The 12,599-nt window shown below is 64.4% G+C and carries 11 protein-coding genes; 2 read left to right on the forward strand and 9 right to left on the reverse strand.

All coding sequences use genetic code 11. From position 1 onward, the window contains the following. Positions 1-29: 29 nt before the first annotated feature. A complete protein-coding gene (locus AC0L3B_RS03465; protein ID WP_085383877.1) occupies positions 30-995 on the forward strand; it encodes a tyrosine recombinase XerC in 966 nt (321 codons plus the stop codon). A 4-nt stretch (positions 996-999) separates the two neighbouring features. Here AC0L3B_RS03465 and AC0L3B_RS03470 read toward each other — a convergent pair whose 3' ends face one another. After that, entirely contained in the window at positions 1,000-1,572 is a 573-nt protein-coding gene (locus AC0L3B_RS03470) for a hypothetical protein (protein ID WP_473380024.1), read from the reverse strand. A 117-nt stretch (positions 1,573-1,689) separates the two neighbouring features. On the opposite strand from AC0L3B_RS03470, the gene AC0L3B_RS03475 reads away from it, so the two are divergent. Continuing rightward, positions 1,690-2,280 (forward strand): DUF4337 domain-containing protein, encoded by a 591-nt coding sequence (locus AC0L3B_RS03475; protein WP_026233888.1) that lies wholly within the window; start codon positions 1,690-1,692, stop codon positions 2,278-2,280. 144 nt (positions 2,281-2,424) lie between these two features. Here the strand turns inward: AC0L3B_RS03475 and AC0L3B_RS03480 are convergent, their stop codons facing one another. From AC0L3B_RS03480 to sucC, 8 genes are all read right to left on the reverse strand, one after another. Further along, positions 2,425-2,955, reverse strand: coding sequence for a hypothetical protein (locus AC0L3B_RS03480; RefSeq protein ID WP_085348691.1), 531 nt, complete (start codon positions 2,953-2,955; stop codon positions 2,425-2,427). A 33-nt stretch (positions 2,956-2,988) separates the two neighbouring features. Further along, positions 2,989-4,389, reverse strand: coding sequence for a dihydrolipoyl dehydrogenase (gene lpdA / locus AC0L3B_RS03485; RefSeq protein WP_368506851.1), 1,401 nt, complete (start codon positions 4,387-4,389; stop codon positions 2,989-2,991). A 56-nt stretch (positions 4,390-4,445) separates the two neighbouring features. Further along, positions 4,446-5,207 (reverse strand): SDR family oxidoreductase, encoded by a 762-nt coding sequence (locus AC0L3B_RS03490; RefSeq protein WP_018459834.1) that lies wholly within the window; start codon positions 5,205-5,207, stop codon positions 4,446-4,448. Positions 5,208-5,259: 52 nt separating this feature from the next. Further along, complete coding sequence (gene odhB, locus AC0L3B_RS03495; protein WP_026233886.1) at positions 5,260-6,495, reverse strand: 2-oxoglutarate dehydrogenase complex dihydrolipoyllysine-residue succinyltransferase; 1,236 nt, start codon at positions 6,493-6,495, stop codon at positions 5,260-5,262. Positions 6,496-6,672: 177 nt separating this feature from the next. After that, the gene (locus tag AC0L3B_RS03500; protein WP_473380025.1) at positions 6,673-9,642 is read right to left on the reverse strand and encodes a 2-oxoglutarate dehydrogenase E1 component; all 2,970 of its coding nucleotides are present in this window, start codon (positions 9,640-9,642) and stop codon (positions 6,673-6,675) included. A 137-nt stretch (positions 9,643-9,779) separates the two neighbouring features. Next, complete coding sequence (gene sucD / locus AC0L3B_RS03505; RefSeq protein ID WP_007604325.1) at positions 9,780-10,664, reverse strand: succinate--CoA ligase subunit alpha; 885 nt, start codon at positions 10,662-10,664, stop codon at positions 9,780-9,782. A 34-nt stretch (positions 10,665-10,698) separates the two neighbouring features. Then, the gene (locus AC0L3B_RS03510; protein WP_473380026.1) at positions 10,699-11,178 is read right to left on the reverse strand and encodes a DUF1579 family protein; all 480 of its coding nucleotides are present in this window, start codon (positions 11,176-11,178) and stop codon (positions 10,699-10,701) included. A gap of 4 nt (positions 11,179-11,182) precedes the next feature. Further along, positions 11,183-12,379 carry an ADP-forming succinate--CoA ligase subunit beta gene (gene sucC / locus AC0L3B_RS03515; RefSeq protein ID WP_018459829.1) on the reverse strand — a complete coding sequence of 399 codons (1,197 nt, stop codon included), beginning with the start codon at positions 12,377-12,379 and terminating at the stop codon, positions 11,183-11,185. Between the last annotated feature and the right edge of the window lie 220 nt (positions 12,380-12,599).

Here is a 12,599-nt window from a genome sequence, read left to right on the forward strand (position 1 = left end):
ACTGAGTGGAATCACCACGTCCAGAGCGCATGAGCAAAGCGGCCGCCCCACAAATCGACCTCGCCAGCGCCGATCCTGATATCGCGCAGGAGATGACGCGCTGGCTGTCGCATCTCGGCGCGGAGCGGCGGCTGTCGCCGAAGACGCTGGAAGCCTATGCCCGCGATTTGCGGCAATGCCTGAATTTCCTCTGCGGCCATTGGGGCGAGCGAGTGACGCTAAAGCGTTTCGGCGCGCTGGAGGCCACCGATATCAGAGCCTTCATGGCGATGCGCCGCGCCGACGATATTGCCGGCCGCTCGCTGATGCGCGCGCTCGCGGGCCTGCGCTCGTTCGGCCGCTTCCTCGAGCGCGAAGGCAAGGGCAAGGTCGGGGCGCTCTCGGCGATCCGCGCGCCGAAAGTCGCAAAGAGCCTGCCCAAGCCGCTGCCGATGGCGTCGGCCAAACGTCTTGCGGACGCCGACGAGCGCGCCGGCGAGGACCGCGAGACCTGGATTCTTGCGCGCGACGCCGCCGTGATGGCTCTCCTCTACGGCTCGGGCCTGCGCATCTCCGAAGCGCTGGGGCTGACGCGCCGCGAGGTCCCGCGTCCCGGTGAAGGCGACGTGCTGATCGTGACGGGCAAAGGCAACAAGACCCGCATGGTGCCGGTGCTCCAGAACGTGCTCGCACTGGTGCAAGAATACGCTTCCATGTGCCCGTATCCGCTGCCGGCGGAGGGGCCGATCTTCGTCGGCGCACGCGGCGGGCCCTTGAGCCCGCGCATCATCCAGCTCGCGATGGAGCGGCTGCGCGGCGCGCTCGGCCTGCCCGACAGCGCCACGCCGCACGCCCTCCGGCATTCCTTCGCCACGCACCTGTTGTCACGCGGCGGCGATTTGCGCGCGATCCAGGAATTGCTCGGCCATGCCTCGCTCTCGACCACGCAGATCTATACCGGCATCGATGCCGAGCGGCTGCTGGAAGTCTATGCCAGCGCGCATCCGCGCCGATAGCGGCTCAGTTGGCGAGATACTCGATATCGTAGACGTAGTTCGAGCCGCGCCCGACCTCGACGCGGACCATCGGCCTGAACGTCTCCAGCCGCTCGTACAGCGGCGCCGTGACCTTCACCGGTTGGCCCGCGACGCGAACGAGATAGTCCGCTTTGCGGCGGCTACCTGACCTCCACGCACGATCGACACGGCCTTCGATCACAAGGCGGGACGTCAGGTGATCGAGAAACAGCATTCGTCCGGCATACCATGCAAGACCGCTGCCGAGCAGCACGATCAGGATCATCGAGGCGAACGCCTTCGCCTGGTCACGCCATGAGCCGTACAGCGGAGGTTGTCGCAGCTGCGAGCCGACGATAATCAGGCCCAGAACAACGAGGCCGACATGGACGTCGTTGACTGCGATGATCGAGCTCTTGTCATAAAACCGCAACAGGCCGATGTAGGTCAGGCCAAGCGCGAGGACAATCTTGCCGACGAACGGAAAGGCCGCGGTGTTGCGGGCCTTCAGCAGCGCAAACGCGGAGACGAGGATGGAAGGCCAGACGCAGGCTGCGATGAATTCCGCTGTGGTCATGGGACAGGACTAGATCAGCCCCGACGCGAAACCCTTAATTGCAACGGCCATCGCGGCTTGCCACTTGCGCCCGTCGCGCAGTTCGGTCAATCGTTGGTAAACAGGCAGGAGGGATTTATGAGCGCACATGAAAGCATGGAGCATGCCGAGCACGCCGAACACGCGTCCGGCTCGAACAAGAAGATCGCGCTCCTGATCGCGGTTCTGGCGCTGTTCCTGGCGATCTCCGAGACGCTCGGCAAGGGCGCCCAGACCGAATCGATCAGCAAGAACGTCGAGGCCTCCAACCTCTGGGCGTTCTTCCAGGCCAAGAGCATCCGCCGCACCGTGGTGCAGACCATGGCCGACCAGGGCAAGCTCATCCTCGGCGCGGCGAGCGACGAGGCCAACAAGGTGGCCGTGCAGAAGCAGATCGAGGACTGGCAGAAGACCGCGCAGCGCTACCGCTCCGAGCCGGAGACCGGCGAAGGCACCGAGCAGCTGGCCGAAAAGGCCAAGCACGCCGAGCATGAGCGCGACGAGGCGACTGCGAAATATCATCACTTCGAGCTGGCGTCCGCCGCCTTCCAGATCGGCATCGTGCTGGCCTCAGCCACCATCATCACCGGCATGCTGCCGCTCGCCTGGATCGCGGGCCTGCTGTCGCTTGCCGGACTTGGGATGACCATGCTCGGCGCATGGTCGCCGCATCTGCTGCATCTGCATTGAGGCGTTGACGCTACATACTCCGCTGTCATGCTCCGCGAAGGCGGGGCATCCAGTACGCCGCGGCCTCTCGATTCTAGCCTCACTGTCTCTGGAATACTGGATCGCCCGCCTTCGCGGGCAATGACACTGAACAAGTGGCGACGCTCAACGCGCTTCGTGCACGCTCTTGCGAAAGCGCTGGATCAGGCGGAGCGTGCGGGAGGACCAGCCTTCGCCGTTGCCGGCGATCAGCTCCTTGATGCGTCGCTTGATCGGATCGACCAGCTCGGCGGCCTTGGCACGCAGCTTCAGCACCAGATCATAGAGCCGCTCGAACCACGCCATCTCCATCAGCTTGTCGCGCGTCACGTCGAACACGAAGGCGGTGACGCCGACCCCGAGCAGCTTTGCGAACACGATGGTGAAGACCGCGCTGGTCCAGTATTCGTGCGTGAGCAGCCACAGGCCAACCAGCTTGAGCGGAAACAGCGGGACGATCGGTACAGCGAACACGATCAGCGTCATCGCCGGCGACAGCGCATCGACGCGGTCCGACAGCCATTGCTTGAACCGCGCAAGCGGGACGATTGCGACAACCCGCGCGACGATCGGTTCGAGATGGTCCCACAGCCAGGCTTCGATCAGGAAGATGATCGCAAGCAGGACCCAGACCGGTTGAAGCAGGCGGCGTAGCATGTGTTTCCCGCCCGATTCGGCGCTGGGCGCGACCTACATATGGATGGCCCGCTTGCCGACTGCAAGCGCGGCTTCCTTGATGGCCTCCGAGCGCGTCGGGTGCGCGTGGCAGGTGCGCGCGAGATCCTCCGCGCTGCCGCCAAACTCCATGAGAACGGCCGCCTCATGGATCATTTCGCCGGCTTCGCGGCCGATAATGTGCACGCCGAGCACGCGATCGGTCTTCGCATCTGCGAGAATCTTCACAAAGCCGTCGGTGGTCTGGTTGACCTTGGAACGGCCGTTGGCGGTAAAGGGAAACTTTCCGACCGTATAAGCCACGCCCGCCTGCTTCAGCTCCTCCTCGGTCTTGCCGACGGAGGATACTTCCGGCGTGGTATACACGACGCCTGGGATAACATCGTAGTTCACGTGGCCGGCCTGCCCGGCGATGATCTCGGCAACCGCGACGCCTTCATCCTCGGCCTTGTGCGCGAGCATCGGGCCCGCGACGACGTCGCCGATGGCATAGACGCCCTTCACGCTGGTCGCGAAATGCGGATCGATCTGCACGCGGCCGCGATTGTCGAGCGCAACGCCGGCTTCCTTCAGGCCAAGCCCCTCCGTGTACGGCACACGGCCGATACAGACGAGAACGACGTCGGCTTCCAGCGTCTCGGCAGCGCCGCCGCCGGCGGGCTCGACCGTCGCCTTCAGCGTCTTGCCGGACGTGTCCACGCCCGTCACCTTGGCACCCAGCTTGAACGCAAACCCCTGCTTCTCCAGGATGCGCTGGAATTGCTTGGCGATCTCGCCGTCCATGCCGGGCAGGATGCGGTCGAGGAATTCGACGACGACCACTTCGGCGCCGAGACGGTGCCAGACCGAGCCGAGCTCGAGGCCGATCACGCCGGCGCCGACGATCAGCAACTTGCCGGGGACCTTGTCCAGCGACAGCGCACCGGTCGACGACACGATGCGGGTCTCGTCGATCTCGATGCCCTTGAGCCGCGCGATGTCCGAGCCGGTGGCGATCACGATGCTCTTGGTTTCGACGACCTGCGACTTGCCGTCGGCGGAGATCTCGACCTTGCCGGTGCCGAGAATCTTGCCGGCGCCCTTGAGCACGTCGATCTTGTTCTTCTTCATCAGGAACTCGACGCCCTTGACGTTGCCGTCGATGCCCTGCTGCTTGAAGTTCATCATCGCAGGCAAATCGAGCTTCGGCGCGGAGACGCTGACGCCCATCTTGGCGAAGGAATGCCCGGCCTCCTCGAACATTTCGGAGGCATGCAGCAGCGCCTTCGACGGCATGCAGCCGACATTGAGGCAGGTGCCGCCGAGCGTCGCGTTCTTTTCCACCACGGCGACTTTCATGCCGAGCTGCGCTGCACGCACCGCGCAGACATAACCGCCCGGTCCGGTGCCGATGACGACGAGATCGTAGGTAGCCATGAGAGAAAGTCCCGTAAGTTTAGCGTTGAAGGATGTGTCAGCGTCCGCGCGGCGCGTCAGCGTCCGCCGGACACATCGAGAATGGCTGAGGTAACGTAGGAGGCATCGTCCGACATCAGCCAGACGATGGCATTGGCGACTTCATCGGCCGTACCGACGCGCTTCATCGGCACCATATGGGCCAAGCGATGGGCGCGGTCGGGCTCACCGCCGGCAGCGTGGATTTCGGTGTCGATCAGGCCGGGGCGGATGCCCGCGACGCGAATGCCCTCGCCGGCAACCTCATAGCCGAGGCCGATGGTGAAGGAATCGATCGCGCCCTTGGACGCGGCATAGTCGACATAGGTGTTCGGCGCGCCGAGCTTGGCCGCAACCGACGACAGATTGACGATGACGCCGCCCTGGCCGCCATGCCTGGTCGACATCCGCTTCACGGCTTCGCGCGCGCAGAGGATGGAGCCGGTGACGTTGACCGCCATCACACGCTGGATGCGCTCGGCCGACATCTCGTCGACGCGCACGCCGCTGGTCCCGACAATACCGCCATTGTTGACGAGCGCGCCGAGCGTGCCGAACGCGTCCGCGGCCTTGAACAGCGCCAGGATGTCGCTTTCCTCGGCGACGTCGCATTTCACCGCGATGGCCTTGCCGTTGCTGGCCGCGATCTCGGCGACCACCTCATCGGCGGCCGTCTTGTTGCTGGCATAGCCGACAACGATCCGGAAGCCGCGTGCCGCGGCGGCAATTGCGGTCGCACGGCCGATGCCGCGGCTGCCGCCGGTGATGACAACGACTTTATCCGTCACGCGCGCCTCCATAGTTCGACACGCGCCGTCGCGAAAGGCGACGGCGCTCGCAGAGCATCAGCGATCAGAGATCGAGCACCAGGCGCGCCGGATCTTCCAGGCTCTCCTTGACGCGGACAAGGAAGGTCACGGCTTCCTTGCCGTCGATGACGCGGTGATCGTAGGACAGCGCCAGATACATCATCGGGCGGACCTCGATCTTGCCGCCGACGACCATCGGCCGCTCCTGGATCTTGTGCATGCCGAGGATGCCGGACTGCGGCGCATTCAGGATCGGGGTCGACATCAGCGAGCCGTAGATGCCGCCATTGGTGATGGTGAAGGTGCCGCCCTGCATCTCGTCGATCTTGAGCTGGCCGTCGCGGGCGCGGCGGCCGAAATCGGCGATGCCCTTCTCGATGTCGGCGATCGACTTGTTGTCGCAGTCGCGCACCACGGGCACGACGAGGCCCTTGTCAGTGCCGACGGCGACGCCGATGTGATAGTAGTTCTTGTAGATCAGATCGGTGCCGTCGATCTCGGCGTTGACGGCCGGGATGTCCTTCAACCCCTGGACGACGGCCTTGGTGAAGAAGCCCATGAAGCCGAGCTTCGAGCCATGCTTCTTCTCGAACGCATCCTTGTAGTGAGCACGCAGCGCCATGACGTTGGTCATGTCGACCTCGTTGAAGGTCGTGAGCATCGCGGCGGTGTTCTGCACGTCCTTGAGGCGGCGCGCGATGGTCTGGCGCAGCCGGGTCATCTTGACGCGCTCTTCGCGGGCGGCGTCATCGGCCGGCGACGGTGCGCGGACCTGAACCGCTGCGGCCGGCTGGTTGACGGGGGTCGGCGCCGAGGCCGCACGCTCGATCGCGGCGAGCATGTCGCCCTTGGTGACGCGCCCGTCCTTGCCGGAGCCGGGAACGGTCGAGGCGTCGACGCCGGTCTCGGCCGAGAGCTTTCGCACGGAGGGAGCGAGCGGCGCATCGGCCGGTGGCGCCTTCGCCGCGGCGGGAGCAGCAGCGGCCGCAGGAGCGGCAGCCGCGGGCTTCGCGGGCGCAGCTGCCGGCTTGGCAGCGCCGGCGGCACCTTCAGTAATCTGGCCGAGCAGCGCGCCGACGGCGACGGTGGCACCATCGGCGGCGATGATCTCGCTCAGCGTGCCGGCGGAGGGCGCCGGGACTTCGATGGTGACCTTGTCGGTCTCGAGCTCCACCAAGGGCTCGTCGACGGCAACGGGATCGCCGGCCTTCTTGAACCAGCGGCCGATGGTGGCCTCGGTGACGGATTCGCCGAGGGTCGGCACACGAATTTCAGTCATGGTCTTTTCCTTAAGGAGATCGCCAATGCGGACATAAGTGCAGATGTCATCGCCCGCGGATGCGGACAATCCAGTACGCCGTGACAGTCGTGATGGAGACGGGCGGCGCGGAATACTGGATCCCCCGCCCCGGTGCGCAATCGCGCACAAGGCGGGGCATGACGAGGTGTAAAACTCTCAGCTCAATGCTTCGTCCAGGAACGCCTTCAGCTGCGCCTGATGCTTCGACATCAGACCCGTGGCGGTCGCGGCGGAGGCGGCGCGGCCGACATAACGCGGACGCCGGCTCGCACCGTTCACCTGGTTCAGCACCCACTCCAGATAGGGCTCGATGAAGTGCCAGGCACCCATGTTGCGCGGCTCTTCCTGGCACCACACCACTTCGGCCTTCTTGAAGCGCGACAGTTCGGCCACCAGCGCCTTGAGCGGCACCGGATAGAGCTGCTCGACGCGCATCAGATAGATGTCGTCCATGCCGCGCTTCTCGCGCTCCTCGTAGAGGTCGTAATAGACCTTGCCCGAGCAGAGCACGATGCGGCGGATCTTCTCGTCGGGAACGAGCTTGATCGCTTCGCTCGGCAGCATCTGGGCGTCGTCATAGAGGATGCGGTGGAAGGTCGTTCCCTTCGCGAGCTCCTCGAGACGCGACACCGCCCGCTTGTGACGCAGCAGGGACTTCGGCGTCATCACGATCAGCGGCTTGCGGATCTCGCGATGAAGCTGCCGGCGCAGCACGTGGAAGTAGTTCGCCGGCGTGGTCGGATAGACCACCTGCATGTTGTCTTCCGCGCACATCTGCAGATAGCGCTCCAGACGCGCCGAGGAGTGCTCCGGTCCCTGGCCTTCATAGCCGTGCGGCAGGAGGCAGACGAGGCCGGACATGCGCAGCCATTTGCGCTCACCCGAGGAGATGAACTGGTCGAACACGACCTGCGCGCCGTTGGCGAAGTCGCCGAACTGCGCTTCCCACAGGGTGAGCGTGTTCGGCTCGGCGAGCGAATAGCCGTATTCGAAGCCGAGCACGGCTTCTTCCGACAGCAGCGAGTTGATGACCTCGTAATGGCCCTGCTCGTGACCGAGATGGTTGAACGGCGTGTAGCGGCTCTCGTCTTCCTGGTCGATCAGGACCGAGTGGCGCTGCGAGAAGGTGCCGCGCTCCGAATCCTGCCCGGACAGGCGGACATGGTGGTTCTCGTTGAGCAGCGTGCAGAATGCCAGCGCCTCGCCGGTGGCCCAGTCGATGCCCGTGCCGCCATCGATCGCTTTGGCGCGGTTTTCGAGGAAGCGCTGAATGGTGCGGTGGACGCGGAAACCGTCCGGCACCTTGGTGATCTTGCGACCTATGTCCTTCAGGGCGGCGATGTCGACGCCGGTGACGCCACGCCGCGCATCTTCTTCCTGATCGGCGATCTTGAAGCCGGCCCATTTGCCGTCGAGCCAGTCGGCCTTGTTGGGCTTGTAGCCGGAGCCGGCTTCGAGCTCGGCATCGAGCCGCGCGCGCCAGTCGGCCTTGGCCTTCTCGACCTCGCCCTCGGTCAGCACGCCTTCGCTGATGAGGCGGCGGGCGTAGAGCTCGAGCGTCGACGGATGGGCCGCGATCTTCTTGTACATCACCGGCTGCGTGAAAGCCGGCTCGTCGCCCTCGTTATGGCCATGCCTGCGGTAGCAGAACATGTCGATGACGACGGGCTTATGGAATTTCTGCCGGAACTCGGTCGCGACCTTGGCCGCGAACACGACGGCTTCCGGATCGTCGCCGTTGACGTGGAAGATCGGCGCGTCGATCATCTTCGCCACGTCGGACGGGTAAGGCGACGAACGGGAATAACGCGGATAGGTGGTGAAGCCGATCTGGTTGTTGACGATGAAGTGCACGGAGCCGCCGGTGCGGTAGCCCTTCAGGTCCGACAGGCCGAAACATTCCGCGACCACGCCCTGGCCGGCGAACGCGGCGTCGCCGTGCATCAGGAGCGGCATCACCGAGATGCGCATATCCGGCGGATCGCCGTGCTGATCCTGCTTGGCGCGGACTTTTCCGAGCACCACGGGATCGACGATCTCGAGATGCGAGGGGTTGGCGGTCAGCGACAGATGGATGCGGTTGCCGTCGAACTCGCGATCCGAAGACGCGCCGAGGTGATATTTGACGTCGCCCGAGCCTTCGACCGCATCAGGATTGGCCGAACCGCCCTTGAACTCGTGGAACAGCGCGCGATGCGGCTTGCCCATCACCTGGGTCAGGACGTTGAGGCGGCCGCGGTGCGGCATGCCCAGCACGACCTCCTTCACGCCGAGATTGCCGCCGCGCTTGATGATCTGCTCGAGCGCGGGGATCAGCGATTCAGCACCGTCCAGGCCGAAGCGCTTGGTGCCGGTGAACTTGGTGTCGCAGAATTTCTCGAAACCTTCGGCTTCGACCAACTTCATCAGGATGGCACGGCGACCTTCGCGGGTGAACGAGATTTCCTTGTCCGGCCCCTCGATCCGCTCCTGGATCCACGCCTTCTGCGCCGCGTTGGTGATGTGCATGAACTCGACGCCGAGCGTCTGGCAGTAGGTGCGCTCGCAGATCGCGGTGATTTCGCGCAAGCTGGCGTATTCGAGACCGAGCACATGGTCGAGGAAGATCTTGCGGTCGAAATCGGCTTCGCTGAAGCCGTAGGTCCGCGGGTCGAGCTCTTCGCGATTGCGCTGGGCTTCGATGCCGAGCGGATCGAGCTTGGCGTGGAAGTGACCGCGCATGCGGTAGGACCGGATCAGCATCAGGGCCCGGACCGAGTCGCGGGTGGCCTGGAGAAGGTCGGCGGAGGAGAGGCCGCCGCTCTTATCGCCGGCCTTGGCCTGCGCCTTGGCCGCGATCTTGGCTCCGACCGTCTTCTCGACTTCCGCCCAATTGCCGTCGAGCGCGGAGGTCAGATCATCCTGCGGGGTCAGCGGCCAGTTGGCGCGCTCCCAGGACGGGCCTTGGGCGTTCTTGCTGATGTCACCCGGCTGGTCGTTGAGGCTCTTGAAGAAGTCCTGCCACTCGGCATCCACCGAGGACGGGTCCTTCTCGTAGCGGGCGTAGATTTCGTCGATGTAGGTGGCGTTGGTGCCCTGCAAAAAGGAGGAGAGGGCAAAGGCTGCGTTCGCGTCTTGGCGAGACATACTTGAGTTCCTGGCGATTTCGGTTCGCGCATAACAAACGGCGCTGGCGCTGGGCTCCCCGGCAGAGGACCAGCGCGACAGGCACCATTTACCCTATTTGCTGCGAAACTTCGCCCGGAAAATTACGAAGGTGTGAATCAAGCTTTCAATTTTTCGGCAAGCGTGTGGCCGAGGCGCGCGGGAGATGGCGACACTGTAATTCCAGCCGATTTCATCGCGTCGGTCTTGGAACCGGCGTCGCCCTTGCCGCCCGAAATGATCGCACCGGCGTGGCCCATGCGACGGCCGGGAGGGGCCGTGACACCGGCGATGAAACCGACCATCGGCTTCTTGCGGCCGCGCTTGGCCTCGTCCTTGAGGAACTGGGCGGCGTCCTCCTCGGCGGAACCGCCGATCTCGCCGATCATGATGATCGACTCGGTCTTGGGGTCGCCGAGCAGCATTTCCAGCACGTCGATAAACTCGGTTCCCTTGACCGGGTCGCCGCCGATGCCGACCGCGGTGGTCTGGCCGAGGCCTTCCTGGGTGGTCTGGAACACGGCTTCGTAGGTCAGCGTGCCGGAGCGGGAGACGATGCCGACGCTGCCGGTCTTGAAAATGTTGGCCGGCATGATGCCGATCTTGCACTCGCCGGCGGTCATGACGCCCGGGCAGTTCGGCCCGATCAGGCGCGACTTGGAGCCGGCCAGCGAACGCTTCACCCTGACCATGTCGATGACCGGGATACCTTCCGTGATGCAGACGATCAGCGGGATCTCGGCGTCGATGGCTTCGCAGATCGCATCGGCCGCGCCCGGCGGCGGCACATAGATCACCGATGCATCGGCACCGGTCTTCTCACGCGCCTCGCGCACGGTGTCGAACACCGGCAGCCCCAGATGCGTCGCGCCGCCTTTGCCCGGCGAGGTGCCGCCGACCATTTTGGTGCCATAGGCAATCGCGGCCTCCGAATGGAAGGTGCCGTTCTTGCCGGTAAAGCCCTGGCAGATGACCTTGGTGTTCTTGTCGATCAGGATGGACATGAGGTCTGCTTTCGCGAAACTAACGAGTGAGAGGTCAGTGGATGCGGCGGTAGACGCCGGTGAGCACGTCGGCCCAGCCTTCTGCGTCCGGCGAGAACTGGATCTTCAACGAATAGGAATCGTCGTCGATGATTTCATAGACGTGGCGCGCATTGCCGCGGAGCGAGCCGCGCACCAGCGTCAGCGTCTTGCCGACCCACCCGCCGGAGGCGGGCGAAGGCGGCGTGTAGCCGAGCGAGTCGTACCAGAACAATTTGTAGGTCCGGTCTTCGCGGTCGAAGGTGAAGATGCCGTGGGTGGCGAAGCTCTGCTTGCCGTCGCGGGTCTGGACGGAGCCCTGGATCAGATAGAAGCCGTTCAGGTCCATGTGCGCGACGACGTGAGAGGTTGCCGTCCCGCCCTCCGTCCAGCGCGACGGAAAGACCACCTCTTCGCCATTCCATTCACCGGCGAACGCGGCAAGACGCGCGTGCTCCGGCAGCGGGGATGATGCAGCGAGATGGTCCTGAGTCATGGCCTCAGCCTCCCTTGACGGCCTTCACGATCTTCTGCGCGGCGTCGTCGAGATTGTCGGCCGGCACCACGTTCAGGCCGGATTCACGAATGATCTTTTTGCCCAGCTCGACATTGGTGCCTTCGAGGCGAACCACCAGCGGCACGCTGAGGCCGACTTCACGCACGGCGGCCGTGACGCCCTCGGCGATCACGTCGCACTTCATGATGCCACCGAAGATGTTGACCAGGATGCCCTTCACGTTGGGATCCGCGGTGATGATCTTGAAGGCGGCCGCGACCTTTTCCTTGCTGGCGCTGCCGCCGACGTCGAGGAAGTTCGCCGGCGCCATGCCGTAGAGCTTGATGATGTCCATCGTCGCCATCGCGAGACCGGCGCCGTTGACCATGCAGCCGATATTGCCGTCGAGGGTGACGTAGTTGAGGTCGTATTTGGACGCCTCGATTTCCTTGGCGTCTTCCTCGGTCTCGTCGCGCAGCGCGAGCACCTCGGGGTGACGAAACAGGGCGTTGTCGTCGAACGACACCTTGGCGTCGAGCACGCGGAGCTGGCCCTGCTTGGTCACGACGAGCGGGTTGATCTCCAGCATCGACATGTCCTTCGCGACGAAGGCCGCGTAGAGCTGCGCGGTGAGCTTCTCGGCCTGCTTGGCGAGATCGCCGGAGAGTTTCAGCGCGTTCGCGACGGTGCGGCCGTGATGGCCCATGATGCCGGTCGCGGGATCGATCGAGAAGGTCACGATCTTCTCAGGCGTGTTGTGCGCGACGTCCTCGATGTTGACGCCGCCCTCAGTCGACACCACGAAGGAGACGCGGGAGGTCTCGCGGTCGACCAGGATCGAGAGGTAGAATTCCTTGTCGATGTCTGAGCCGTCCTCGATGTAGAGGCGGTTGACCTGCTTGCCGGCGGGTCCGGTCTGGATGGTGACGAGCGTTGCGCCGAGCATCTGCTTGGCGAATTCGGAAACTTCCGCGGCCGACTTGGCGATGCGGACGCCGCCCTTGTCGCCGGCCGACGCTTCCTTGAACTTGCCCTTGCCGCGGCCGCCGGCGTGGATCTGGCTCTTCACGACCCAGACCGGGCCCGGGAGTGCCTTTGCCGCCGCGTCCGCATCGGTTGCCTTCAGGACCGGAACGCCCTTGGAGATCGCGACACCGAACTCGTTCAGCAGCGCTTTGGCCTGATATTCATGGATATTCATTTAGTCGCTCCCTGAACCCGCGGGCGGTGACCTCGTAGGCCCACCTCAGTCTTGTGGCTGGCATACCATATACCACAGGAACTGCAACCCGGATTCTCTGACATCGATCTCTGGACTGCCGATCCGGAGCCCGCCCCGTCCTCTACAAGAGTTGCAGCGGGGGCCCGGAAGTGAAACCGCCGAAGACCGGTTTTTCGATCTTCGGCGGGGAATGTTGGGT

This window comes from Bradyrhizobium sp. Kon56 (genome assembly GCF_055807635.1).

Bases quoted from the DNA above. Each gene is read 5' to 3' on its own strand.
- AC0L3B_RS03465 (WP_085383877.1), top strand. From the start codon at position 30: ATGAGCAAAGCGGCCGCCCCACAAATCGACCTCGCCAGCGCCGATCCT.
- AC0L3B_RS03470 (WP_473380024.1), bottom strand. From the start codon at position 1,572: ATGACCACAGCGGAATTCATCGCAGCCTGCGTCTGGCCTTCCATCCTC.
- AC0L3B_RS03475 (WP_026233888.1), top strand. From the start codon at position 1,690: ATGAGCGCACATGAAAGCATGGAGCATGCCGAGCACGCCGAACACGCG.
- AC0L3B_RS03480 (WP_085348691.1), bottom strand. From the start codon at position 2,955: ATGCTACGCCGCCTGCTTCAACCGGTCTGGGTCCTGCTTGCGATCATC.
- lpdA (WP_368506851.1), bottom strand. From the start codon at position 4,389: ATGGCTACCTACGATCTCGTCGTCATCGGCACCGGACCGGGCGGTTAT.
- AC0L3B_RS03490 (WP_018459834.1), bottom strand. From the start codon at position 5,207: ATGGAGGCGCGCGTGACGGATAAAGTCGTTGTCATCACCGGCGGCAGC.
- odhB (WP_026233886.1), bottom strand. From the start codon at position 6,495: ATGACTGAAATTCGTGTGCCGACCCTCGGCGAATCCGTCACCGAGGCC.
- AC0L3B_RS03500 (WP_473380025.1), bottom strand. From the start codon at position 9,642: ATGTCTCGCCAAGACGCGAACGCAGCCTTTGCCCTCTCCTCCTTTTTG.
- sucD (WP_007604325.1), bottom strand. From the start codon at position 10,664: ATGTCCATCCTGATCGACAAGAACACCAAGGTCATCTGCCAGGGCTTT.
- AC0L3B_RS03510 (WP_473380026.1), bottom strand. From the start codon at position 11,178: ATGACTCAGGACCATCTCGCTGCATCATCCCCGCTGCCGGAGCACGCG.
- sucC (WP_018459829.1), bottom strand. From the start codon at position 12,379: ATGAATATCCATGAATATCAGGCCAAAGCGCTGCTGAACGAGTTCGGT.